This is a genomic window from Pseudomonas sp. 9_2_1 (assembly GCF_059295275.1).
This window is the reverse complement of the sequence record NZ_CM181239.1, coordinates 4,753,290-4,776,108: the sequence shown is the minus strand read 5'-3', so window position 1 is coordinate 4,776,108 and position 22,819 is coordinate 4,753,290. Positions and strand designations below refer to the sequence as shown.

21 protein-coding genes, 1 tRNA gene and 1 pseudogene are annotated in these 22,819 nt (G+C 63.0%); 9 read left to right on the top strand and 14 right to left on the bottom strand.

Features of this window, described 5'->3' with window-relative positions:
* Positions 1 to 15: 15 nt before the first annotated feature.
* From bamC to AC5O5I_RS21635, 4 genes are all read left to right on the top strand, one after another.
* Positions 16 to 1,134, top strand: a complete 1,119-nt coding sequence (gene bamC / locus AC5O5I_RS21650) for an NlpB/DapX family lipoprotein (RefSeq protein ID WP_172219407.1) — start codon at positions 16 to 18, stop codon at positions 1,132 to 1,134.
* Entirely contained in the window at positions 1,135 to 1,893 is a 759-nt protein-coding gene (locus AC5O5I_RS21645) for an MBL fold metallo-hydrolase (protein WP_172219408.1), read from the top strand. It abuts the gene before it with no gap.
* Between the two features lie 30 nt (positions 1,894 to 1,923).
* Entirely contained in the window at positions 1,924 to 2,634 is a 711-nt protein-coding gene (gene purC / locus AC5O5I_RS21640; protein WP_016498342.1) for a phosphoribosylaminoimidazolesuccinocarboxamide synthase, read from the top strand.
* A 91-nt stretch (positions 2,635 to 2,725) separates the two neighbouring features.
* A tRNA-Ser gene (locus tag AC5O5I_RS21635) sits at positions 2,726 to 2,815 on the top strand.
* A 98-nt stretch (positions 2,816 to 2,913) separates the two neighbouring features.
* Here AC5O5I_RS21635 and AC5O5I_RS21630 read toward each other — a convergent pair.
* The 5 genes and pseudogenes from AC5O5I_RS21630 to AC5O5I_RS21610 form a co-directional block, all read right to left on the bottom strand.
* On the bottom strand, positions 2,914 to 3,264 hold the full coding sequence (locus AC5O5I_RS21630; protein ID WP_494511539.1) for an addiction module antidote protein: 351 nt from the start codon (positions 3,262 to 3,264) through the stop codon (positions 2,914 to 2,916).
* Positions 3,261 to 3,569, bottom strand: a complete 309-nt coding sequence (locus AC5O5I_RS21625; RefSeq protein ID WP_494511538.1) for a type II toxin-antitoxin system RelE/ParE family toxin — start codon at positions 3,567 to 3,569, stop codon at positions 3,261 to 3,263. Before AC5O5I_RS21625 ends, AC5O5I_RS21630 begins: the two co-directional genes overlap by 4 nt.
* Positions 3,570 to 3,913: 344 nt before the next feature.
* The gene (locus tag AC5O5I_RS21620) at positions 3,914 to 4,186 is read right to left on the bottom strand and encodes a DUF3077 domain-containing protein (RefSeq protein ID WP_494511537.1); all 273 of its coding nucleotides are present in this window, start codon (positions 4,184 to 4,186) and stop codon (positions 3,914 to 3,916) included.
* Positions 4,187 to 4,322: 136 nt separating this feature from the next.
* Positions 4,323 to 4,586 (bottom strand): annotated as a pseudogene (locus AC5O5I_RS21615) (hypothetical protein).
* A gap of 206 nt (positions 4,587 to 4,792) precedes the next feature.
* The gene (locus tag AC5O5I_RS21610) at positions 4,793 to 5,410 is read right to left on the bottom strand and encodes a LysE family transporter (protein ID WP_172288212.1); all 618 of its coding nucleotides are present in this window, start codon (positions 5,408 to 5,410) and stop codon (positions 4,793 to 4,795) included.
* Positions 5,411 to 5,598: 188 nt separating this feature from the next.
* On the opposite strand from AC5O5I_RS21610, the gene AC5O5I_RS21605 reads away from it, so the two are divergent.
* Positions 5,599 to 5,790 carry a YhfL family protein gene (locus AC5O5I_RS21605; RefSeq protein WP_172219416.1) on the top strand — a complete coding sequence of 64 codons (192 nt, stop codon included), beginning with the start codon at positions 5,599 to 5,601 and terminating at the stop codon, positions 5,788 to 5,790.
* Between the two features lie 88 nt (positions 5,791 to 5,878).
* On the opposite strand, the gene AC5O5I_RS21600 is transcribed toward AC5O5I_RS21605, so the two are convergent.
* From AC5O5I_RS21600 to AC5O5I_RS21590, 3 genes are all read right to left on the bottom strand, one after another.
* Positions 5,879 to 8,320: a TonB-dependent siderophore receptor gene (locus AC5O5I_RS21600; protein WP_172219418.1), complete on the bottom strand. Its 2,442-nt coding sequence runs from the start codon at positions 8,318 to 8,320 to the stop codon at positions 5,879 to 5,881.
* A gap of 134 nt (positions 8,321 to 8,454) precedes the next feature.
* Entirely contained in the window at positions 8,455 to 9,420 is a 966-nt protein-coding gene (locus AC5O5I_RS21595) for a FecR domain-containing protein (protein WP_172219420.1), read from the bottom strand.
* Between the two features lie 4 nt (positions 9,421 to 9,424).
* The gene (locus AC5O5I_RS21590) at positions 9,425 to 9,955 is read right to left on the bottom strand and encodes a sigma-70 family RNA polymerase sigma factor (RefSeq protein ID WP_172219422.1); all 531 of its coding nucleotides are present in this window, start codon (positions 9,953 to 9,955) and stop codon (positions 9,425 to 9,427) included.
* A gap of 334 nt (positions 9,956 to 10,289) precedes the next feature.
* Between AC5O5I_RS21590 and mqo the strand changes: the two genes are divergently transcribed.
* From mqo to AC5O5I_RS21575, 3 genes are all read left to right on the top strand, one after another.
* Entirely contained in the window at positions 10,290 to 11,927 is a 1,638-nt protein-coding gene (gene mqo, locus AC5O5I_RS21585; RefSeq protein WP_494511536.1) for a malate dehydrogenase (quinone), read from the top strand.
* Positions 11,928 to 12,204: 277 nt separating this feature from the next.
* Positions 12,205 to 12,828 (top strand): helix-turn-helix transcriptional regulator, encoded by a 624-nt coding sequence (locus AC5O5I_RS21580; protein WP_494511535.1) that lies wholly within the window; start codon positions 12,205 to 12,207, stop codon positions 12,826 to 12,828.
* Between the two features lie 377 nt (positions 12,829 to 13,205).
* Positions 13,206 to 14,201 carry an IS110 family RNA-guided transposase gene (locus tag AC5O5I_RS21575; protein WP_494511534.1) on the top strand — a complete coding sequence of 332 codons (996 nt, stop codon included), beginning with the start codon at positions 13,206 to 13,208 and terminating at the stop codon, positions 14,199 to 14,201.
* A gap of 42 nt (positions 14,202 to 14,243) precedes the next feature.
* On the opposite strand, the gene AC5O5I_RS21570 is transcribed toward AC5O5I_RS21575, so the two are convergent.
* Entirely contained in the window at positions 14,244 to 14,579 is a 336-nt protein-coding gene (locus AC5O5I_RS21570) for an ArsR/SmtB family transcription factor (protein WP_172219430.1), read from the bottom strand.
* A gap of 51 nt (positions 14,580 to 14,630) precedes the next feature.
* On the opposite strand from AC5O5I_RS21570, the gene xenA reads away from it, so the two are divergent.
* Complete coding sequence (gene xenA / locus AC5O5I_RS21565; protein WP_172219432.1) at positions 14,631 to 15,722, top strand: xenobiotic reductase XenA; 1,092 nt, start codon at positions 14,631 to 14,633, stop codon at positions 15,720 to 15,722.
* Between the two features lie 121 nt (positions 15,723 to 15,843).
* On the opposite strand, the gene AC5O5I_RS21560 is transcribed toward xenA, so the two are convergent.
* From AC5O5I_RS21560 to AC5O5I_RS21540, 5 genes are all read right to left on the bottom strand, one after another.
* Positions 15,844 to 17,091, bottom strand: coding sequence for an NAD(P)/FAD-dependent oxidoreductase (locus AC5O5I_RS21560; RefSeq protein WP_172287126.1), 1,248 nt, complete (start codon positions 17,089 to 17,091; stop codon positions 15,844 to 15,846).
* A gap of 2 nt (positions 17,092 to 17,093) precedes the next feature.
* Entirely contained in the window at positions 17,094 to 18,671 is a 1,578-nt protein-coding gene (locus AC5O5I_RS21555; protein ID WP_494511533.1) for an aldehyde dehydrogenase (NADP(+)), read from the bottom strand.
* A 149-nt stretch (positions 18,672 to 18,820) separates the two neighbouring features.
* Positions 18,821 to 19,768, bottom strand: a complete 948-nt coding sequence (locus tag AC5O5I_RS21550) for a dihydrodipicolinate synthase family protein (RefSeq protein ID WP_172232497.1) — start codon at positions 19,766 to 19,768, stop codon at positions 18,821 to 18,823.
* A gap of 42 nt (positions 19,769 to 19,810) precedes the next feature.
* Positions 19,811 to 20,737, bottom strand: coding sequence for a 4-hydroxyproline epimerase (locus AC5O5I_RS21545; protein ID WP_172232500.1), 927 nt, complete (start codon positions 20,735 to 20,737; stop codon positions 19,811 to 19,813).
* A gap of 168 nt (positions 20,738 to 20,905) precedes the next feature.
* Positions 20,906 to 22,522, bottom strand: coding sequence for an APC family permease (locus AC5O5I_RS21540; protein ID WP_172287129.1), 1,617 nt, complete (start codon positions 22,520 to 22,522; stop codon positions 20,906 to 20,908).
* Between the last annotated feature and the right edge of the window lie 297 nt (positions 22,523 to 22,819).

Genomic DNA, 22,819 nt, shown 5'->3' with positions numbered 1-22,819 from the left:
GAGGAAGTACACCGCATGAAGCGACTGGCTGGTCTTTCCGCCCTTGCCCTGATTATCTCCAGCACCAGTGGGTGTGGCTGGCTGTGGGGCGAGGATGGCTATTTCCGCGACCGCGGCAGCGATTACCTGCAGGCGCACCCCACCGCGCCGATGCAGTTGCCGCCGGACGCCAGCAGCGTCAAGCGGCTTGACCCGCTGCTGCCTATTCCGCGCAACGTCGCCGACGACAGCGCAACCGGCGAGTTCGAAGTGCCGCGCCCGCAGCCGCTGACCGGCGGCGCCCCGGTGACCGACTACAGCCTGCAGCGCAGCGGCAGCAGCCGTTGGGTGCTGGCCCAGCATTCGCCGGCCGAAGTCTGGCCGGTGGCCCGCCAGTTCTTCGAGGACAACGGCTTCCGCATTGCTGAAGAGCGCCCGCAGACCGGTGAATTCAACACCACCTGGCAGCGCTTCGATGAGCTGTCGGCATCGCTCGGCCAGCGCCTGGCCAGCACCGCCAGCAGCGCTGACAGCGAAGTGCGCGTACGTGTGCGCATGGAGCCTGGCGTGCAGCGCAACACCTCCGAGGTGTATGTGGTCAGCGTCGAGCGCCCGGCCGGCAGCACTGCCGAGCCTGCGTTCCCGTCCACTTCCGCCAACACCGGCGCCGATGCGCTGCTGGTCGACGAAATGCTTGCCAGCATGAACCGCAGCGCCGAGAAGGGCGGTTCGGTGTCGCTGCTGGCCGCGCGCGATTTCGACGCGCCAAGCCGCGTCAGCCTCAGCGAAGACGGCAGTGGCAACCCGGTGCTTTACCTTGGTGCCGACCTGGACCGCGCCTGGTCCGGCGTGGGCCGTGCCCTGGAGCAGGGGGGCGAGTGGCGTGTCGAGGACATCAACCGCAGCCTGGGCCTGTACTACATCAACCTGTCCGAAAAGCCTGACGACAAGCAGAACCAGCCGGGCTTCTTCAGCCGCCTGTTCGGCAGCGAGGCGACCAAGGAAGAGCGTGAAGCCCGCGCCGAGCGCTACCAGGTGCGCCTGAGCAAGGTGGGTGAGAGCGTGCAGGTCACGGTCGAGAAAAACATCAACACCGTGGCTCCGGCCGATGTCGCCCGCCGCGTGCTGAGCGCCATCCAGGACCACCTGGGCTAAGTGCGCTTCGCGGTACTCGGAAGCGGCAGCCAAGGGAACGGCACGCTGATCGCCAGTGGTGACACGTTCATCCTGGTCGATTGCGGCTTTTCCCTGCGCGAGACCGAGCGGCGCCTGGCGCTGCTCGGGGTGTCGCCGGCGCAGCTCAGCGCAGTCGTGGTCACTCACGAGCATGCCGACCACGTGCATGGCGTGGGTTTGCTGTCACGGCGCTACAATGTACCGGTCTACCTCAGCCAAGGGACCTTGCGCGGCATGCGCAAGCCGGTGGAGGTGGCCGGTTTTCTCGCTTGTGGCGAAACCCTGCGCATCGGCAGCCTGGAAGTCACCGCCGCGCGGGTCGAGCACGACGCCTTTGAACCGTTGCAGTACGTAATCGGCGACGGCCAGCGGCGCTTCGGCATGCTCACCGACCTGGGCTCGTACGACACGCTGTTGCTGGAGCGTTACCAGGGCCTGGATGCGTTGCTGATCGAGGCCAACCACTGTCGCGACCTGCTGGCACGCGGTCACTACCCGGCCTTCCTGAAGCGGCGGGTAGGCGGCATGCAAGGGCATTTGAACAATCACCAGGCCGCGCGCCTGGTGCACGAGTTGGGCTGGAGCAACCTGCAACACCTGGTGCTGGCCCACCTCAGCAGCAAGAACAACCTGCCACACTTGGCCCGCCAGTGCTTCGTCGACACCCTTGGGTGCGACCCGGACTGGCTCCAGGTGGCGAATCAGGAACACGGGCTCGACTGGCGCGAAATCGCCTAGCCCAACACCTCAAGCAAGCGGAGCCCAATCATGGAAAAACGCGACGAACTCTACCGCGGCAAGGCCAAATCGGTTTACAAGACCGATGACGCCGACCGCTTGATCCTGCTGTTCCGTAACGACACTTCGGCGTTCGACGGCAAGCGCATCGAACAGCTCGACCGCAAAGGCACGGTGAACAACAAGTTCAACGCCTTCATCATGCAAAAGCTCGAAGAAGCCGGCGTGCCGACCCAGTTCGACAAGCTCCTGGGCGACAACGAGTGCCTGGTGAAGAAGCTGGACATGATCCCGGTCGAATGCGTGGTGCGCAACTACGCCGCCGGCAGCCTGGTCAAGCGTCTGGGCGTGGAGGAGGGCATCAAGCTGGAGCCGTCCACCTTCGAGCTGTTCCTGAAGAACGACGAGAAGGGCGACCCCTTCATCAACGAATCCCACGTTGTCGCGTTCGGCTGGGGCACCGCCGAGCAGCTGGTGGAAATGAAAAAGCTGTCGCTGAAGGTCAACGAAGTGCTGACCAAGCTGTTCGATGACGCCGGCCTGCTGCTGGTCGACTTCAAGCTGGAGTTCGGTGTGTTCCACGGCCAGATCGTGCTGGGCGACGAGTTCAGCCCCGACGGCTGCCGCCTGTGGGACAAGGAAACCCGCAAGAAGATGGACAAGGACCGCTTCCGCCAGGGCCTGGGCGACGTGATCGAAGCCTACGAAGAAGTTGCCAAGCGCCTGGGCGTGCCGCTGTAAGCGACGCGTTCACGCAAGCGCCTGATACCACGCGACTTTTTTTAAAAAAAGGTTTGCGTTTCAACAGAACGCTGGTATGATGCGCGGCATTGGAGAGATGCCGGAGTGGTCGAACGGGACGGATTCGAAATCCGTTGTACTGGCAACAGTACCTAGGGTTCAAATCCCTATCTCTCCGCCATACAAGATCAAGCCCCTGGGAGCGAAAGCTTTCAGGGGCTTTTTCGTTTGCGTCGCCAAATGTTTTGCGGTCGGCAGCCCCAATCGCGCGGGGCGAACCTATGAGGAAGTGGGGAGCTTCTTGAGTGGTCTGACGGTGAGCTCTACACCCAAGGCAAGCATGAGTTTCTGAATAGTAGTGAAACGAGTTTTATCGCCGCCCTTCAGGGTCTTATAAAGAGATTCCCGATTGACGCCAGCGTCTTGCGCAAATTGATTCACGCCTTTGGCTTTTGCCACCTCACCCAGAGCATGCATCAAGGTTTGAGCGTCGTTAGCCTTCATCGCCTCTGCCAGGAAAGCCGCGATGGTTTCGGGGCTGTCGAGAAACCGGGAAGCCTCGAAGCGCTTGGTATTGCTCAAGTCCAGCTCAAGAATGGGCATGTCTTCGGGGGTGAATTTGTCGCTCATCGTCGTTTGCCTCGTACAACATCAAGAATTTCCTTGGCGCGCTTGATGGCTCTGTGTTGATCCTTTTTATCGCTACCGTACAGCATCAGGTAGCGGGTCGAGCCCGTTCGTACGAAGTAGATACGATAACCGGGGCCAACAAACACACGCATCTCGCTGACGCCATCGCCAACTGGTTCAATATCGCCAAAGCTGCCATATTCCGCTCGGGCGAGTCTTGAGGTGACTGCACCTCTGTCAATTGGGTCGTTTACGCCGTCCAGCCAATCGTCAAATTCAGACGTGGTGTCGATTTGATTCGGCATGCATTAAATGTAGCCTACTGGCTACTCCTTGTCGATGACTGAGCGACCGAGTGGCGCTGTAGCCCTTTAGATGCGTGATGCTGCCTCAAAAAGGGGGCATGTATTTGAGGTGATGGTCGACTGCCATCGCCAGTCCTGGAATTGGCGATGACAGCATGAGGCTAAGTCGCGAGGTAAGCACTGGCAACGGTTAAAGCGGTATTGGTATGAGTTTGGGAAATGGACTACATGGCGTGGAAGTGGTCGCAACCCTGCCGTCAGTCGAGGGCGCTTTTAAGTCTGTTTTTCGCGGGTCGCGATAAATAAAAGCCCTGGATGTGTTCCAAGGGCTTTTCGTTGCGCATTTACTTTTTCATCATCCCCAACTCAGCATCATCCAGCAGTGCCTTGGCCATCGCACTCAGGTAGTGCGAAGCCCAGATCAGTTTCTGGTCACCATCCATGAGGCCAGTGATGATCAGGTTGCGGACGTAGCCCATCAGTTCGGAGGCCTGTTCGCGGGCGTCCTGGCAGGGGATGCCGGGTTCGATGCGCAACAGCGGGTGGGTGCTGTTTTCGCCTTGGTAGAAGCAGGTCTTGCCGGCTGTGGTAGGTTCTTTTCTGTCGTCTGTTGGCATTGGTGAATCTCCCTGGAATCCTGGTTGCCCGGACGGGCGTCTTCGCGGGTGAACCCGCTCCCACAGGTACAGCGCTGTGCCTGAGTGCGGTGGTATCCCTGTGGGAGCGGCTTCAGCCGCGAAGACGCCGGACCTGCTAGTGCAAGGTATAAGGCTCACTGGGTAAGTGCGGCCGCATCTGCAATTGCATCAATGCCGACTCGATCAGGCTCTGTACCGCCTCCATTTCATGGATCACGGCCTGCATTACGATCGAGCTGTGGGCGATCGGTTTGAGTTGCACGGATTGGCGGGCGACGGACAGGGCGCAGAGTACCTACTCTGAGGACTGGACCAAGGTGTCTTGCAGGACTTGGGTGGAATCGAGGGAGTAGGGTGGATCGGGGACCAGCTTGCGCATACACATCTCCAGGATCACTGGAGCTGCCGCAAGCTTGCTGTCAAACAAGAGGGTGGCAGCTGTACATGGGTTGACAGACCGAGGATCCCGGAGTAACTCGGCGCACACGAGGGTGGCCCACCTACAGCCGCCATAGACTTCGCTATCTATCGCTAGTTGGCCAATTTTTCCGCCCTTGATCGTTTGGGCCTGGGTCGCCGCCTTGCTCAGCGCATCGCCGCCAGCTTGATCCCAAACCCCACCAGGCAAGCCCCCGCCAGCCGCTCGAACATATTGGTGATGCGCGGGTTGGCGCGCATGCGTTCGGCCAGCTGATGCGTCAGCACCACGGCAATCAGCCCATACACGAAAGTCACCACCGCCACCGTCGCAGCCATGAAGCCGAATGTCACCAGCCCCTGGTGCTTCACCGGGTCGACGAACAGCGGGAAAAACGCCATGTAGAACATGATCGCCTTGGGGTTGAGCAAGGTGATCATCATGGTCTGGCGCAGGTACTGGCCATTGTCCATGCGGCAAGGGTGGGCTGCACCACCGGGTTTGCTCAGCAGCATGCGCAGGCCCAGGTAGGCCAGGTACGCGGCACCCGCCCACTGCACCATATGGAAGGCTGTGGGGTAGGTGGCCAGCAGGGTGGCGACGCCCGCTACCGCCAGCCACAACAGCACCTGGTCACCCACGATTACCCCACAGGTCGCTGCCAGGCCAGCCTTGATACCGCCCTTGCCGGTGGCGGTGATCAGGGCGAAGTTGCCCGGGCCGGGGATGGCCAGAAGAATGATGAAGGCGATGACGAATGCGCCGTAGTCGGTGACGCCGAGCATGGTGAGTTCCTGTGGGCAATACGAAGTCAGTGCCCTGAACTATCGTCGGCAAAGACGCGCTTTACAACCTGTTGTTGCACGATTGCAATGAATCTCTGCTACGCGCGACTTGGATCCAATGCCTGGCTTCTGTATCATCCGGCCGCCATCAGACGATGGCCGAAGATGATTCATTTAAAGGACTTAGTATGAAAAAGCTGTTCAAGGCCACCGTCGCCGTTGCTCTCGTTTCGGGTGTTGCCCTGCTGTCGGGTTGCACTGGCCAGGTCTACAACCAACCGAAGAACTGCACTTACGACTACCTGTTCCACCCTTCGGTTTCCATCTCCAAGATCATCGGTGGCTGCGGCCCGATCGATAAACTGCCTCAGCAGCAGTAATCTTGGCGGTACCCTGATCGCGACGCTTGCGACGTGATCCAAGGCCCCCGGTCATGCAGATGGCCGGGGGCTTTTGTTTGTGGGTCTCTTACCAGCGCAGCGAAACTGTTCCCAGCAAAGTGCGCTCTTCGCCCCAGTAGCAGCGCCCGGCGTTGTTACAGCCTGCCACGTACTCTTTGTCGAACAGGTTGCGGGCATTGACCTCGACCGACCAGTTGTCGTCGATTTCATAGCCGACCTTGGCATCCACCAACGTCACGTCGCCGCTGTCCAGCTTGCCGTATAGGCTTGCCGGGGTGTAGGCGAAAGTACTGTCGAAGTGGCGCACGCCGCCCCCGATCTGCAACCCTTTGAGCAGCCCGTCACGGAAGCGGTAAGTGCTCCACACCGATGCCTGGTTACGCGGCACGCCGGTCATTTGGTGGTCTTCGTACAGCGACCCGGCGACGTCCTTGGTAATGCGCGAATCGGTGTAGGTATAGGCAGCGGTGAGGTTCAGGTTTTCGCTCAGGTCGCTGTTCAACTCAAGCTCGACACCCTTGGCTCGGCTGGCACCGATCTGGCGGTAGTCACCCACGGCGGAGTCGAACAACACGTCGTCCTTCTTGCGCAGGTCGTAGACCGACGCGGTAAAGGCGGTGTTCCAGCCTTTGGGCTCATACTTGACGCCCACTTCGTACTGTTCGCTGGTGGTGGGGTCCAGCGGGCCGCTGCGGCTTTCGGTCTGCTGAGTAGGGGCGAAGGCTGTGGAGTAGCTGAAGTACGGCGACAGGCCGTTTTCGAACTGGTACATCACTCCGGTCTGCCAGGTGAACTTGCTGTCCCAGCTGTCCATGTCGGCTTGTGCATTGAGGGTGCCGGCCTTGTTGCGGTACTGGCTGTTGACCCGGTCCAGGCGCCCGCCCAGCAACAATACCCAGTTATCGACCTTGGTTTGCAGCTGGCTGTAGAGCCCGTACATGGTCTGGTCGAGCAGAGCATTCTGAACATGCAAGGGCGTAGTCGGCTTGCCGTTCCAGACCGGGTCGAACACGTTGATGGTGCCGCCATTGCCAGCGTCCCAGTCCTGGTTGAACGAGGTACGGTCCAGGCTTGCCCCGACAAGGAAGGTGTGGTCGAACGCGCCGCTGGTGAAATGGCCTTCGAACTGGTTGTCCAGCGAGTAGGCGATAGACTTGTTGTAGCGGTCGTAGGCCTGATTGCTCAGGGTGGTGCCGAAGCCACCATTGTTCAGGCTACCCGGCCACATTTCCTGGCGGTCGATGCGCGACTGCATGTAGCGCGAGTTCTGGCGGAACTGCCAGGTGTCGTTGAAGCGGTGGCTGAACTCGTAGCCCAGGCTCCAGGTTTCCCGTTCGAAGTTGTCCCAGTCCGGGTTGCCGGACAGCTGGTCCTTGTCGATCTTGCCGTTCGGGTTGTGCAGCAGGGTGCCGGCGGCGGGGAAACCCAGCTCCATCAAGGTGCGGTCACGCTGATAGGTCGCCAGCACGGTCAGGCTGTTGAACTCGTCGAAGTTCAGAGTCAGCGAGGGGGCGATGTACATACGATCATCAGGCTGGTGATCGACCTGGGTATCGGACTTGCGGCCCATCATCACCAGGCGGCCGAGCACATTGCCTTCATCGGTCAGCGGGCCTGAAACGTCGACGCCCAACTGGCGGCGGTTGTGCGAGCCATAGCTCAGTTGCACTTCATGACGGGCCTCGGCGGTGGGCCGTTTGCTGACCAGATTGACTACGCCACCGGGGGCGTTTTCGCCATACAGGATCGAGGTCGGGCCGCGAAACACTTCCACCCGCTCCAGGCCGTAGGGTTCGCTGCTGGTGTCGTAGCGGTTGCCTTGCACGCGCAGGCCGTCGCGCAGCAGGCCATAGCCGTAGTCGGTGGCGTTGAAGCCACGGATGAAGAACAGGTCGCCCGCCTGGCCGTCACCGCCGGCAAACGGCGGCGAGAAAATGCCAGGTACATAACCCAGCACTTCGGTCAGCGTTTGCGATTGCTGGTCATCCATGCGCTGGCGGGTAACCACCGAGACCGAGCGCGGGGTGTCGGCCAGCGCGCTGCTGGTCTTGCTGGCCGTGCTGCTGGCCACGGCGCGGTAGCCGGTATCGCTCTGGCCGTTGCTGGCGAGCAGGGTGGCGGCGTTGATCGAGGTGGCGTCCAGTTGCAGCGCCGTGCCATCGGCCAGTGGTTGCAGCACATAACCTGCGCTGCCCTGAGGCACGGCTTGCAAGCCGCTGCCCTGCAGCAGGCGGGCCAGGCCCACGGCGACGCTGTAGCGGCCTTGCAGCCCCTGGCTGGTCTTGCCGGCGGCCAGTTCATTGCTGCCGGCCAGGTAGATGCCGGCCTGGCTGCTGAACTGGTTGAGGGCGCTGGCGAGCGAGCCGGGGGCGATGTTGAAGGTGCTTTCGGCGCTGGCGGCCTGTCCGGCCTGGGCCAGGGTTGCTGGCAACATCAGCGGCGCGGCGGCGCAGAACGAAAGGGGCGCGGCAAGCGCCAGGCGAAGCGCGGGGTGGAAGGGCGTCGGCATGCGGGTCTCGGGAATCGGTAGGGTGAGTTGGGAGGGCTATGCCGGGTTAACCGGATGAGATTGGGAAAAGGGAACCGGCTCGACAGATTTTTTTTGCCTTGCACAACAATCAGGCCAGCGCTGGTTTCCAGGTATCAAACCGGCTCTACAGTCACCCACCACGGCGTCAGCCGCTGCACCCGCACCGGCAACGCCGCCTGCAACAACGCCAGCGCCCGGTCGGTATCATCAAGCGGGAAGGCACCCATGACTGAGAGCTTCGCCACCTGTGGATGCCAGCCCAGGTGCCCGTGGCGATACCGGCCCAAGGTCTGCAGCAGATGCGCCAGCGGCATGTCCTCGGCATTGAGGCGGTGATGAACCCACGACTCGCCAGCACTTTGTGCCGGCCGAGTGCTGCTGATGCCCAGGGCACTGAAGTCCACCTGCCGGCCCGCCTGCACGATGCACTTTTCGCCGCTGCCAGCGGTGCACACCTCCACGGCGCCCGCGTACACATCAAGCCGGGTATTTTCGCCCTGCTGGCAAACCGCGAAGCGCGTCCCCAGCGCCTGCATGCGCCCTTGCGCAGTGTCGACGAAGAACGGGCGACGCGGGTCGTGGGCGGTTTCCACCAGCAGTTCGCCAAATCGCAGTCTCAGCACCCTGCTGAGCGGCGAGTACTGCATGTCCACGGCGCTCTGCGCCCCCAGCCACAACTGGCTGCCATCGGCCAGGCGGGTTTCGCGGATTTCGCCGATGCCGGTGGCCATGTCGGCCCCCCAGCCCGACACCGGCGCGCCTTGCCAGACCCTCCAGCCAAGCAGGCTGCTGGCGCCAAGCACCAGCAAGGACTTGAGCCCCGTGCGTCGGCTGAAGCGGCGGGCATCATGCTCGCGCAATACCCGGCCTGCAGCCGTGCTTTCGGCCTGCAAGGGCGCAAAGCGCTGGCCGACCCGTTGCACATAGTGCCAGGCCGCCTGATGGTCACCATGCTGGTCAAACCAGCGTTGCCACTGTTTACGCAACTGCGGGGGAACGTTTTCGTCCTGCAACTGCACGTACCAGTGCGCCGCTTGTTGCAGGCTGGCGTGGCTCAGCTTTTGCGCCGGCGAATTCATCGCATCACTCCACCAGCATCCCGTCGAGTTCGGCTTCAAGAATGGCGCAGTGCAAAAATGCCTGGGCCAGGTACTTCTTGATCATGCGTTCGCTTACCCCGATATGCGCGGCGATATCGCGGTAGGCAAGCCCGTCGATCTGCGCCAGCAGGAACGCCTGGCGTACCTTGCCGGGCAAGCGCAGCAGCATTGCGTCCACCTCGTGCAGGGTCTCGACGATGATCGCGCGCTGTTCGGGTGAGGGCTGTACGGTCTCGGGTTGCAAGGCCAGCTGCTGCAACCAGGCCTGCTCCAGTTTCTGCCGGCGCCAGTGGTCCACGCACAGGCCGCGGGCGATGGTCGCCAGGTACGAGCGTTCGCCGCGTACGCCGTCAAACTGCCTTGGGCGGTTGAGGATGCGCACGAACGTGTCCTGCACCAGGTCGGCAGCATCGCAGCGACTGCCTAGCCGGCGGTACAGGAAGCCGAGCAACCAGCGCGAATGGCTGTGGTAAAGGGTATGGAGCGAGGTATTCAACTGGGGTATCGAAACCACGGCGGCATCCGGCGCGAGCGCGTAATGGTGCGAATGAGAAATGATCGCGATAGTAGAGGCCGCTGAAAAATACTGCAATCATTGTCGTTGCCGCCGTCGGGATGCCTGGGACAACCTGCCGCGTTGACGCGACGGCACGCAATTTGTTTGTGCTGGCAATTGGGATACAATCGGAAAAACGATTCAGCCCTCGTCGGTCAATTCGACAAAAGGCCGAGTCGTTTTCTGTTCTCTGGCTGCTGAACAATGATCAACAACAAGCCTGCGCTGAAGAACAAGGAATACCTGGGCCAGCCACAGGCCCTCACTCCGTTCTCCTGACTGGAATTGATCAATGTTCAAGAAAGCTGGCAAGACCTTGCTGGGTCTGGCTGTTGCAGCAAGCTTCATGCAAGCGCACGCCGCAGAAACCAAGAAAGTAGACGTGCTGCTGGTCGGCGGCGGCATCATGAGCTCCACCCTGGCCGTGTGGCTGCACGAGCTGGAGCCAAGCTGGTCGATGGAAATGGTCGAGCGCCTGGATGGCGTGGCCGAAGAAAGCTCCAACGGCTGGAATAACGCCGGTACCGGTCACTCTGCGCTGGCCGAGCTGAACTACACCCCGGAAGACAAAGACGGCAACGTCAACATCGCCAAGGCCATCGAAATCAACGAAGCCTTCCAGATTTCCCGCCAGTTCTGGTCGTGGCAAGTACGCCAGGGCGTGCTGAAGAACCCGCACTCGTTCATCAACACCACCCCGCACATGAGCTTCGTCTGGGGCGATGACAACATCAAGTTCCTGAAGAAGCGTTACGACGCGCTGCAGACCAGCCCGCTGTTCCGCCCGATGCAGTACTCCGAGGACCACGCGCAGATCGCCAAGTGGGCCCCGTTGATGATGGAAGGCCGCGACCCGAACCAGAAGCTGGCCGTGACCTGGACGCCGATCGGCACCGACGTCAACTTCGGCGAGATCACCCGCCAGTTCGTTGGCCATCTGCAAACCCAGCAAGGCTTCGACCTGAAGCTGTCCAGCGAAGTGCAGGACATCTCGCGCAACAAGGACGGCTCCTGGCACGTCGAGTACAAGAACCTGAAGGACGGTACCGAGTCGGCCACCGATGCCAAGTTCCTGTTCATCGGTGCCGGTGGTGGCGCGCTGAAGCTGCTGCAGAAGTCGGGCATTCCTGAAGCCAAGGAATACGCAGGCTTCCCGGTGGGCGGCTCGTTCCTGGTGACCGAGAACCCGACCGTGGCCATGCAGCACATGGCCAAGGCCTACGGCATTGCCTCGACCGGTGCGCCGCCCATGTCGGTACCGCACCTGGACACCCGCGTGCTGGACGGCAAGCGCGTGATCCTTTTTGGCCCGTTCGCCACCTTCTCGACCAAGTTCCTGAAGAACGGTTCGTACCTGGACCTGCTGAGCAGCACCACCACCCACAACGTATGGCCGATGACCAAGGTCGGTATCGATCAGTACCCGCTGGTCGAGTACCTCGCTGGCCAGCTGATGCTGTCTGACGATGACCGCTTCGAAGCGCTGCGCACCTACTTCCCGAACGCGAAGAAGGAAGACTGGAAACTGTGGCAGGCTGGTCAGCGCGTGCAGATCATCAAGCGTGATGCCGAGAAGGGCGGCGTGCTGAAGCTGGGCACTGAAGTGGTGGCTTCCCAGGACCGCACCATCGCCGGTCTGCTGGGCGCCTCGCCTGGTGCCTCGACGGCTGCGCCGATCATGCTGAACGTGCTGGAAACCGTGTTCAAGGAGAAGGTCGCTACCCCAGAGTGGCAGGCCAAGATCAAAGAGATCGTGCCAAGCTACGGCACCAAGCTGAACGAGTCGGCGGCAGCCACCCAGAAAGAGTGGAACTACACCGCTGAAATGCTGCAGCTGGAGAAACCGCCAGTGATCGACGCCAGTGTTGATTTCGGTGGTGCGGTCAACCAACCGGTAGAAAGCAAGCCTGAGAACGACATGGCGCTGTAATCGGCCATTGTTGTGAAAGAAGCCACGGGGGAAACCTCGTGGCTTTTTTGTTGCCTGTGCAGGCCTCTTCGCAGCACAAGGCTGCTCCTACAGAGGGCACGCGGTCCGTGTAGGAGCAGCCTTGTGCTGCGAAGAGGCCTGCACGGGAAAACCACTGATCGGAAGCCGGCGACTATGCCGGTGAGGCACGCACCTGGGCGATGATGCGCGAACACATCCTGACCCTGTCCGACGCCCTGGCTGCGGCGTTGGTCAAACAGTTCCCGGACAAGTTCTGATGCTCGAAGGCCTGGGCCGTACCCAAAAGGACCTGCTCTACACGTTGCTGCATCAGCCGGCCGGCATGAGCATCGACGACCTGGCGCAGGCCCTGGCCATCACCCGCACAGCAGTGCGACAACACCTGGCCGCGCTGGAGCGTGACGGACTGGTCAAGCGCGGCGCCACTCGACCAACCGGGCGGCGCCCGGAGCAGTTGCACGAACTGACCGAGCATGCCCGCGAGCAGTTTCCCCGCCAGTACCCGCTATTGGCCAACCTGCTGATTACCGAAGTGGCTGGCCTGATGGGGCAGGAGGCGTTGCTGGCGCTGATGCGTCAGTTGGGGCGCAAGCTGGCGGCGGACCTGGAGCACCAGGTGGTGGATGAGGCGCGCATCGTCGAGCATATGAACAACGCGGGGTATGAGGCGCAGGTGTTCTTCCGTTCGACGGGGGAGCCGCAGATCGTCGCGCACAACTGCGTGTTCCATCACCTGGCCAAGGTGCATCCGGTGGTGTGCGAGCTGGACCTGGCGTTGATCGGCACCTTGGGAGGTGCCGAGGTCAGCCATGAGGAATGCATGCTCAGGGGAGGGCAGGTGTGCCGGTTTGCCCTGATCCATGCAAAACCTGCAAGCTAATGCGGCCCTTGTAGGAGCGGCCTTGTGTCGCGAAAGGGGCGCGTAGCGGCCCCCGGAATTCAGCTTCGCCGCACATATGGCCGGGGCCGCCTTGCGGCCCTTTCGCGACACAAGGCCGCTCCTTGTATGTTGTGTCTGACCCTGACGAGAGAGGTTATTCTGGTCAGGTTCGAGAAGCACTTCCGGGGAGACCGATCGCTCCTGAAGGCAGGCTTGCCCTGACCTTGTATGTAGAGAGGTCCCCCGCCTCATTGCCCACTACGAAGAGTATCGAGAAGCCGACTAGTCGGACTTCGCATTACAAGGTTGCAGCGGCATGAATTTCGAGGTCGGGGAACCGGAGGCCATTGTTACCTAACTCACATGCGGTGGGAAGAATGAGTGTCTGTGTTGGCGTGGATATCGGTTCGCGTACTTCGATTGCTGGGGTGCGTAAAGATGGGCGCCCTGTCGGGCAATGGGACATCGCCCAGACACCCGCTGGCCGCAAGGCAGCGGTGAAAAAACTGCAGGCCCTCAAACCCAAGACGATCGTGATGGAGGCCACGGGGATCTATTATTTGGACCTCGCGCTTGAGCTGCATGCGGCCGACCTTCCTGTTTCAGTCATCAACCCCAAAAGTTTCCATAACTTCGCCAAGCTCATGCTGGTCAACAGCAAGACTGATGCAATAGATGCTCAGTTGCTAGCCGAGTACGGCGAGCGTATGACGCCGCGCTTGTGGACACCGCCAAGCCCTGTACAGCTTGAGCTCAGGGCCCTCGGTCGGCACATCAATCGGCTGGTAGGACACCGCACCAGGGCGAAAAATGAGCTGCATGCACTGCAGGCGACCGCTACGACCATTTCTATTTTGATCGAGGATCAGGAGGAGGCGATTGCCACCCTGGACACTCGCATTGAGCGCTTTCGTAAAGCAGGACGCGAACTGATCGCCCAATGTCCAACCCTCACCCAGCAATACAAGCAACTACTCGCAGGCCCCGGAATAGGAGAAGTTACGGCACTTGCAGCTTTGGCTGAATTGACCACACTGCCTGAACTGCTCAAGTCCTCTCAGGTAGCACGCCATGCGGGGCTGGATGTTCGACAGACACAATCTGGAACAAGCATCGACAAGCCAGGCCGGCTCGGTAAGAGTGGGAATGCGTATCTACGCGCAGCCATGTATATGCCAGCGTTGACTGCGGTGCGCTGTGACCCTTATGCAAAGGCCTTTTACGAGTCGCTGATCGGTAGAGGCAAGAAAAAAATGCAAGCTATCGCCGCTGTCATGCGCAAATACCTGACAGGTATCTGGGCATGCATGCGCGGGGATGTGCCATTTGATACGGCCAAGCTTTTCAGCTCTGAACACCTCAGAAAAGCTTGACCGCCAACAGAGTATCTACATGGGCCGAGTTAGGCTGCCAAGTTACTGTTGGCGCAGGATGCACTCCAGCAACCCGGGAAACCGCTCACCCAGCATCTCGCTACGCAGCGAATTCATGTGCGTAGTCCCCACATTGCGGGTATGCACCAGCCCCGCATCGCGCAATACGCGGAAGTGGTGGGACATGCTCGATTTCGGCCGCCCGCCGTCCAGCTCGCCGCAGCTGGCTTCGGCAACGCCCGCCAGGTGGCGCACGATACCCAGGCGCACCGGGTCGCTCAAGGCATAGAGCAGGCGTTCCAGGGTCAGGTCTTCAGAATTGGGGTGTGGGTAGGCTCGCATGGTCGTCATCATAACGGGGCTATCATTAATTGCCATAGTTCGATTATGATCGAACTATCGTAATCAAATAGCCCGGGAGTTCTGCCCATGTCCGCTTTGTTCGAACCCTACACCCTCAAGGACGTCACCCTGCGCAACCGCATCGCCATTCCGCCCATGTGCCAGTACATGGCCGAGGACGGCATGATCAATGACTGGCACCACGTGCACCTGGCTGGCCTGGCCCGTGGCGGCGCCGGCCTGCTGGTGGTCGAAGCTACCGCCGTGGCGCCGGAAGGCCGTATTACCCCCGGCTGCGCGGGTATCTGGAGCGATGCCCATGCCCAGGCGTTCGTGCCGGTGGTGCAGGCGATCAAGGCCGCCGGTTCCGTGCCGGGCATCCAGATCGCCCACGCCGGGCGCAAGGCCAGCGCCAACCGGCCGTGGGAAGGTGACGACCACATTGCTGCCGATGATGCCCGCGGCTGGGACACCATCGCCCCGTCCGCCATCGCCTTTGGCGCGCACCTGCCGAAAGTGCCGCGTGCAATGACCCTGGACGACATCGCCCGGGTCAAGCAGGACTTCGTCGATGCCGCACGCCGTGCGCGCGATGCCGGCTTCGAGTGGATCGAGCTGCACTTTGCCCACGGCTACCTGGGCCAGAGCTTCTTCTCCGAACACTCCAACAAACGTACCGACGCTTATGGCGGCAACTTCGACAACCGCAGCCGCTTCCTGCTGGAAACCCTGTCGGCGGTGCGTGAGGTGTGGCCGGAGAACCTGCCATTGACCGCGCGTTTCGGTGTGCTGGAATACGACGGCCGCGACGAGCAGACCCTGGAAGAATCGATCGAGCTGGCGCGCCGTTTCAAAGCCGGCGGCCTCGACCTGCTGAGCGTGAGTGTCGGCTTCACCATTCCTGACACCAATATCCCGTGGGGCCCGGCGTTCATGGGGCCGATTGCCGAGCGCGTGCGCCGCGAGGCGAAGCTGCCGGTGACTTCGGCGTGGGGCTTTGGTACGCCGCAGCTGGCGGAGGCCGCGTTGCAGGCCAACCAGCTGGACCTGGTTTCGGTAGGGCGTGCACACCTTGCTGACCCGCACTGGGCCTACTTTGCGGCCAAGGAGCTGGGGGTGGAGAAAGCCTCCTGGACCTTGCCGGCGCCGTATGCGCACTGGCTTGAGCGGTATCGCTGAGGCGCAGAGGGGCTGCTTTGCAGCCCATTCGCGGGTAAACCCGCTCCCACAGGTACAGCACCAGTTCAAAACTGTAATGACCCTGTGGGAGCGGGTTCACCCGCGAATAGGCCGGCACAGGCTAAAACCGGTCCAACCGGTAGGCTGCCATCTCTGTTCCGCTGGCCCGCTCAGCCAACCGCCCCACCCATTCCGCCGTCACCGCCGCCTGCGTCAACCCCAAGTGCTGATGCCCAAACGCCAGCAGCACCCGCCCATCACACACCCGGTCAATCACCGGCAGCGAGTCCGGCAACGAAGGCCGGAATCCCATCCATGGCGTTGCACCGTCAGCACTCAAATCCTCCCGGAACAATCCCTTGCTCAACCGATGCAACTGCCACGCCCGCTGCATGCTCGGCGGCGCTTCCAGCCCGGCGAATTCCACCGTACCGGCTAGTCGCAGCCCGTCAGCCATGGGCGTCATGATGAACTTGCGCTCCAGCGAAGTGACCGCAAACGGCAGACGCTGATGCTCGCCTGGCAACATCAGGTGGTAGCCGCGCTCAGTGTCCAGCGGTACCCGCTTGCCCGTCAGCGCATGGGTCAGCCGTGCCGAATGCGCACCACAGCTGACCAACACCTGGCGAGCATCGAACGTGCCGCAGTCACTGTTCAGGCTGACGCCGGCGCTGTGCAGCTGTCCGCCATCGACCTGTGCCTGGACAAAGCGCACACCACTGGCCTTGGCCGCTTCGAACAACTCGCACACCACCCGGTAAGGGTCGATGAAGTGCCCGGTACGCGGGAAGAACAGCCCGCCCAGCAACGACGTGCTCAACTGCGGCGCCGCTTCGCGCACGCTTTGCGCCGACCAGAGGTCCACCGGCACCGCCTGCTGCTGCAGGCGTGCGCGCAAGGCCTCCAGTGCCCGGCGCGATTCAGGCCGCTCGAACACCAGCAGCGAACCGTCCTCGTGAAACAGCTCGCTGCGCCCGATCGACCCCAGCAGTCGCTGCCAGGCGCCCAGGCTGCCCTCGTTCAGCGCCCGGATGCCGGCCACGCTGCGCTGGAACGGCGCCGGGCGCAGGTTGAGCAGCAGGCGGGTGAACCAGGGCATGGCTTTGGGCAGGTATTTCCAGTCCAGGCGCAGCGGGCCCATCGGGTCCAGCAGCATGCGCGGCAGGCGCTTTAGGATCGACAGGTCGGCAATCGGGAATACTTGTTCAGTGGCCAGGTGCCCGGCATTGCCGTAGGACGCGCCCTGGCCCGGCGCCTGGCGGTCTATCAGCAGCACCCGGCGGCCCTGGCGGGCCAGTTGCAGGGCGCAGGCAACGCCGACAATACCGGCGCCGACCACGGCGATATCGGTTTCAGCCGTTTCGACCATGCTCAGGCTTCCCGTTTGCCGTCAAGCAGACGCCGCAGCTGCAGCGGGTTGCCGTGCTTGAGCGCTTGCGGCAGCAGGGCCTCAGGGAAGTCCTGGTAGCACACCGGGCGCAGGAAACGCAGGATCGCCGCCGTGCCCACCGAGGTGGTACGGGCATCGGCGGTGGCCGGGAACGGCCCGCCATGCACCATGGCGTCACACACTTCGACGCCGGTAGGCCAGCCATTGACCAGGATGCGCCCGGCCTTGCGCTCAAGGGTTGGCAGCAGCGCGCGGGCGCTGGCGATGTCGGCCTCATCCAGTTGCAGGGTGGCAGTCAGCTGGCCTTCCAGGTGTTCGGCCACCTGGCGTACCTGCTCATCGCTGGCGCAGGCCACGATCAACGATGCCGCACCGAACACTTCGGCTTGCAACGCCGGGTCGGCCAGGAACGCTTCGGCCTGGGTGACGAACAGCTGCGCCTGGCACTGGTTGGGGCCCAGGCCAACCTGGCCGCTGGCGGCCGCCTGCGCGTTGGGGTTGTGCGCCAGGGCGTCGACGCCGTTCTGGTAGGCGCTGAAGATGCCTGCTGTGAGCATGGTCTGCGCTGCGGCTTGGTGCACGTGCTCGCTGGCGGCGCTGATAAAACGTTGCAGTGCCGGCCCCTGGCGGGCGATCACCAGGCCGGGGTTGGTGCAGAACTGGCCTGCGCCCTGGGTCAGCGAGGCGACGAAACCTTGCGCCAGTGCCTCGGCGCGCGCCTGCAGCGCGGCATCGAACAGGAATACCGGGTTGATCGAACTCATCTCGGCGTACACCGGGATGGGTTCCGGGCGCGCCTGTGCCGCCCGGCACAAGGCCACCCCACCGCTGCGCGAGCCGGTGAAGCCAACCGCCTTGATGCGCGGGTCGCTGACCAGTGCGATGCCGACTTCGCGGCCAGCACCGTACAGCAACGAGAACACCCCGGCCGGCAGGCCACACAACTTCACCGCTTGTGCCACCGCCTGGCCGACCAGCTCGCTGGTGCCGGGGTGAGCGCCGTGGGCCTTGACCACCACCGGGCAGCCAGCGGCCAGGGCCGAGGCGGTATCGCCACCGGCCACCGAGAACGCCAGCGGGAAATTGCTGGCGCCGAACACAGCCACCGGCCCCAGGGCCACCTGGCGCTGGCGCAGGTCGGCGCGTGGCACCGGCTGGCGTTCGGGCAGGGCGTTGTCGACGCGCACGTCCAGCCATTCGCCGGCCCGGACCACGCGGGCGAAGGTGCGCAACTGGGTGCAGGTACGCCCACGCTCGCCCTGGATACGCGCCTTGGGCAGGCCGGTTTCGGCTACAGCGCGGTCGATCAGTACATCGCCCAGCGCTTCGACCTGCGCGGCGATGGTTTCGAGGAACCGGGCCCGTTGCTCCAGCGAAGTTTCGCGGTAGGCATCGAACGCCTCCCAAGCCAGGGCACAGGCCTGGGCCACGTGTTCGCCGGTGCCGCCGAGGTAGGCGGGTTGCAGTGCCTGGCCGGTGGCCGGGTTGACCGCGTGGATGGCTTCGCGGCTGCCGGTTACCGGCGTCTGGCCGATGAGCAGGTTGCCTGTCAGGGTCATGGAGCCTCCTTGGGCTTCAGGTATGAGGGGCCGCAGCGCGGCCCATCGCCGGCAAGCCAGCTCCCACAGGATCATCACCGGCCTCAGGCCTGTGCAGTCTCTGTGGGAGCTGGCTTGCCGGCGATGGGCTGCGCAGCGGCCCCGGGTTATCAGGCGATGTTCTGCTCGGCCGACCAGCTGGCATACCAGCTGCGGAACAGCGCGTACTGCTGCTCGGCATAGTTGCGCTGGGCGTCGGTCAGTGCGTCGGTTTCGTTGAAGTGCAGGCCGTACTCGCGGTCGCCGTTCAGCACCATCAGGTGCTTGTAGTACAGCACCAGGTCGCAGCCTTCATCGAACGACGACAGCACCGCCAGCGCCGCTTCCAGCTCGCGTGCCAGGCGGCGGGCCTTGGCATCGCCCTTGGCCGCCTGCTTGCTCAGGCTCACCAGCTGCAGCACTTCGCGCGGCAGGGCGTTGCCGATGCCGGTGATGGCGCCGGTGGCGTTGCAGTTGACGAAGCCATGCACCACCTGCGTGTCGACGCCGACCATCAGGGTCACGTCGTCATCCTTGGAGGTAATGTGCTCGGCGGCATAACGCAGGTCGGCGCCACCGCCAAATTCCTTGAAGCCGATCAGGTTGGGGAACGCGCTGCGCAACTCGAAGAACAGGTCGGCGCGGGTGGCAAAGCCGTAGTAAGGGCTGTTGTAGATCACCGCCGGCAGCTTCGGCGCGGCAGCGAGAATGGCCGAGAAGTGGTGTTTCTGGGCGATCAGCGAGGCACCGCGGCTGAGCACGCGGGGGATGACCATCAGGCCGGCGGCGCCTACCTTGGCGGCGTGGGCAGCATGGGCCACGGCCTCGCGGGTGTTCACCGCGCCGGTGCCGACGATGGTCGGGATGCCGGCGGCCACCAGGCGCGCCACGCCTTCCTGGCGCTCGGCTTCGGTCAGTAGCGGCCAGTCGCCCATCGAGCCGCAGTAGACCACGGCGCTCATGCCGGCTTCGATCAATTCGCGGCCTTTGCGCACCAGGGCGTCGAAGTCCGGCTTGCGCTCGGCGGTGCAAGGGGTCATCAGGGCGGGCATGGTGCCGGTGAAGATGTTGTTAGTCATTGATGTAGCTCCTGGCGGTATTCAGTCGGGATAAAAGCGGGGTCAGATGCCCCAGGCGAACGGGTCCTGTTCGTCGATCAGCAAGGTGCTGTCGGCGGTCATGTAGGCGCGGCCTGTGATGAACGGGCGAATGCGTTCGCCGTCGCGCTCGTAGCGGCCATGGAACTGGCTGCCGGTGATGCTGGCCTGCACCCAGGTCTGGCCTTCGTCCAGCTTGCCGTCGGCAGCCAGGCAGGCCAGCTTGGCGCTGGTGCCAGTGCCACAGGGCGAGCGGTCGTAGGCCTTGCCGGGGCACATCACGAAATTGCGGCTGTCGGCGTTGGCGTCGTCGGCGAACAGCTCGACATGGTCGATGGGGCCACCGTTTTCACCGGTGATGCCCTGGGCTTCGAGGGCCTTGAGCATTGCCCAGGTGTATTCGGTCAGCGCCTCGCGGTTGCCCAGTTCGATGCGCTGGCCGTGGTCGGATACCAGGAAGAACCAGTTGCCGCCCCAGGCGATGTCGCCGCGCACCACGCCATGGCCGGGCACCTCCACCGCCACTTGCTGGCGGTAGCGGTAGGAGGGCACGTTGCCGACGGTGATGGCGCCGTCTTCATGCAGGGTGGCACTGACCTGGCCGACCGGCGTGTCGATCTTGTGCACGCCAGGTTCGATCAGGCCCAGGTGCTGCAGCGAGGCGACGAGGCCGATGGTGCCGTGGCCGCACATGTTCAGGTAGCCGGCGTTGTTGAAGAAGATCACCCCGCAGGTGGCGTCGGGTGATACCGGTGGGCAGTACAGTGCGCCGACCAGTACATCGTTGCCGCGTGGTTCCAGCAGGCAGGCGCGGCGCCATGGATCGTGCAGCTCGCGCAGTTCGTCGCGCTGCTCGGCCATGCTACGGCCGTGCAATTGCGGGAAACCTTTCATCACCAGGCGGGTGGGTTCGCCGCCGGTGTGGGAGTCGATGACGTGAATCTGTTTCATGGGCTCGTCCATTGTTTGATCTGCAGGGTCTTGTGCTGTTTATGTTGGCCTCATCGCCGGCAAGCCAGCTCCCACAGGTATTGCATCGGCCTCTGGGGTATTGCATCCGCCTCAGGGGCAACGCAGCCCCTGTGGGAGCTGGCTTGCCGGCGATAGGGCCAGTAGCCTTCACCGAGCCAGCGCGGCCGGGCGTTGGCCTGCCAGCGGCTCTTGGATGGCTTCGCTTTCGTCCTCGCCTTCCAGGCGCACCAAATGGGCCGGCACGCCAGTGGCCGCGCCCCAGTAGTAGATGCCCAGCGCACAGGCGGCCACGGCCACGGTGTCGAGCGGGTGGCCGATCACCCCCAGGCCGCCGAAGCTGCCCAGCCACGACAGCAGGATGGTCACCGCGTAGAAGCCGATCAGCCACGCCGACGAGCGCACTTGCTGGGCCAGTGACAGGTGCTGGGTGGGCACGAACCGAGCGCACAGCAGGTACAGCACGAACATCACGATTTGCAGCGCCAGCAGCCACGACACGGTGTTCCAGCCGGACCAGTACACGATCAGCGCGGCGATGATGAACGACAGCGGGCCGAGCACGGCCATGCCCTTGACCCGGAACGGGCGCGGCATGTCGGGGGCGTTGCGGCGCAGCGCGGCGACGGTGACCGGGGCTACGGCGTAGCTCAGTACCAGGGCGGCGGAGACCACGTTGATCAGCGCCTCCCACGACGGGAACGGCAGGGTCCAGAACACCGACAGGGCAAAGGTCAGCCACAGCGCCGGGCGCGGGATGCCGGATTCGGCGTCGATGCGGGTGAAGTACTTGAAGAAGGTGCCGGTCTGCGCCCAGCCATAGATCACGCGCGGGGTGGCATTCATGTAGATGTTGCCGCAGCCGCTGGGCGAGATCACTGCGTCGGCCACCACAAGGTAGGCCAGCCAGCCCACGCCCAGGGCCAGGGCGATGTCACGGTAGGGCAGGGCCAGTTGCTTGGTCACGCTGGCCCAGCCGTCGGCCAGCATTTCGGTCGGCACGCTGCCGAGGAAGGCCAGTTGCAGCAGGGCGTAGATCGCGGTGGACAGCAGCACCGAGAGGATCAGCGCAATCGGGATGGTGCGCTGCGGGTTTTTCACTTCGCTGGCTACCGAAATGATCGGCGTCAGGCCCAGGTAGGCGAAGATGATGCCGCCAGCCGACACGGCCATTTCCACGCCCGACAGGCCGAACGGAGCAAAGCCCTGGACCTCGAAGTTTTCCGGCTTGAAGAAGGTGAACAGCACGCCGATCACCAGCAGCGGCACGATGAACTTGAACACGCTGACCAGGTTGTTGGCCTTGGCGAAGGTTTTCACGCTGCGGTAGTTGAGGAAGAAGAACAACCCCAGCAAGGCGAACTGCACCAGCCAGCCGAGCACGGTCGGGTCGCTGGAGCCGGCCTTGGTCAGTTCGGGGAACCAGGCGGCGGCGTATTGGCGCGAGGCGACCACTTCGATGGCGATCAGGCTGGAAAAGGCGATCAGGGTGATGAAGCCCATCAGGTAACCCAGCAGCGGGCCGTGCGAGTACACCGGGTAGCGCACCACGCCGCCAGCGCGGGGCAGGGCGGCGCCCAGTTCGCAGTAGACGATGCCCAGCAACAGGACGGCGAAGCCGCCGAGGAACCAGGAGAGGATGCCGGCCGGGCCGGCGATGGCCGAGACGTGGCTGGCGGCGAACAGCCAGCCGGAGCCGAAGATGGCTCCCAGGCCGATGAAAGTGAGGTCGAGCAACGACAGCTGTTTCTTGAATTTGCCTGACATGGGTTCGCCTTTTTGTTGGTTATTGGATAGGCAGGTCTGATGTCACGAGGTGCGGCTTTCTGGGCCGCGCTCTTGTTGCATGTGGGCGGCTTGCGTGGGGCATAGAATGGGCCGATCGGGGCGAGGGTTCTTGATGGTTTTCTGCAAGGGGCATGACGAAATCGGCACAGTTGCAAAAAATTTGTGGCGGGGTTGAAGGCCGGTGGATAGGCTGAAAGCCATACCGCGCAAGGGCTGTAGAGATTCAATCGGTGCACCGGCCTCTTCGCGGGTAAACCTGCTCCCACAGGTCCTGCG

What these genes read in the sequence shown, in the direction of transcription:
- AC5O5I_RS21545 (WP_172232500.1), bottom strand. Translation starts at nt 20,737, where the DNA reads ATGAAACAGATTCACGTCATCGACTCCCACACCGGCGGCGAACCCACC.
- AC5O5I_RS21575 (WP_494511534.1), top strand. Translation starts at nt 13,206, where the DNA reads ATGAGTGTCTGTGTTGGCGTGGATATCGGTTCGCGTACTTCGATTGCT.
- AC5O5I_RS21610 (WP_172288212.1), bottom strand. Translation starts at nt 5,410, where the DNA reads ATGCTCGGCGTCACCGACTACGGCGCATTCGTCATCGCCTTCATCATT.
- AC5O5I_RS21625 (WP_494511538.1), bottom strand. Translation starts at nt 3,569, where the DNA reads ATGCCGAATCAAATCGACACCACGTCTGAATTTGACGATTGGCTGGAC.
- AC5O5I_RS21570 (WP_172219430.1), bottom strand. Translation starts at nt 14,579, where the DNA reads ATGGCAATTAATGATAGCCCCGTTATGATGACGACCATGCGAGCCTAC.
- mqo (WP_494511536.1), top strand. Translation starts at nt 10,290, where the DNA reads ATGTTCAAGAAAGCTGGCAAGACCTTGCTGGGTCTGGCTGTTGCAGCA.
- purC (WP_016498342.1), top strand. Translation starts at nt 1,924, where the DNA reads ATGGAAAAACGCGACGAACTCTACCGCGGCAAGGCCAAATCGGTTTAC.
- AC5O5I_RS21605 (WP_172219416.1), top strand. Translation starts at nt 5,599, where the DNA reads ATGAAAAAGCTGTTCAAGGCCACCGTCGCCGTTGCTCTCGTTTCGGGT.
- AC5O5I_RS21560 (WP_172287126.1), bottom strand. Translation starts at nt 17,091, where the DNA reads ATGGTCGAAACGGCTGAAACCGATATCGCCGTGGTCGGCGCCGGTATT.
- bamC (WP_172219407.1), top strand. Translation starts at nt 16, where the DNA reads ATGAAGCGACTGGCTGGTCTTTCCGCCCTTGCCCTGATTATCTCCAGC.
- AC5O5I_RS21580 (WP_494511535.1), top strand. Translation starts at nt 12,205, where the DNA reads ATGCTCGAAGGCCTGGGCCGTACCCAAAAGGACCTGCTCTACACGTTG.
- AC5O5I_RS21600 (WP_172219418.1), bottom strand. Translation starts at nt 8,320, where the DNA reads ATGCCGACGCCCTTCCACCCCGCGCTTCGCCTGGCGCTTGCCGCGCCC.
- AC5O5I_RS21540 (WP_172287129.1), bottom strand. Translation starts at nt 22,522, where the DNA reads ATGTCAGGCAAATTCAAGAAACAGCTGTCGTTGCTCGACCTCACTTTC.
- AC5O5I_RS21555 (WP_494511533.1), bottom strand. Translation starts at nt 18,671, where the DNA reads ATGACCCTGACAGGCAACCTGCTCATCGGCCAGACGCCGGTAACCGGC.
- xenA (WP_172219432.1), top strand. Translation starts at nt 14,631, where the DNA reads ATGTCCGCTTTGTTCGAACCCTACACCCTCAAGGACGTCACCCTGCGC.
- AC5O5I_RS21550 (WP_172232497.1), bottom strand. Translation starts at nt 19,768, where the DNA reads ATGACTAACAACATCTTCACCGGCACCATGCCCGCCCTGATGACCCCT.
- AC5O5I_RS21630 (WP_494511539.1), bottom strand. Translation starts at nt 3,264, where the DNA reads ATGAGCGACAAATTCACCCCCGAAGACATGCCCATTCTTGAGCTGGAC.
- AC5O5I_RS21620 (WP_494511537.1), bottom strand. Translation starts at nt 4,186, where the DNA reads ATGCCAACAGACGACAGAAAAGAACCTACCACAGCCGGCAAGACCTGC.
- AC5O5I_RS21595 (WP_172219420.1), bottom strand. Translation starts at nt 9,420, where the DNA reads ATGAATTCGCCGGCGCAAAAGCTGAGCCACGCCAGCCTGCAACAAGCG.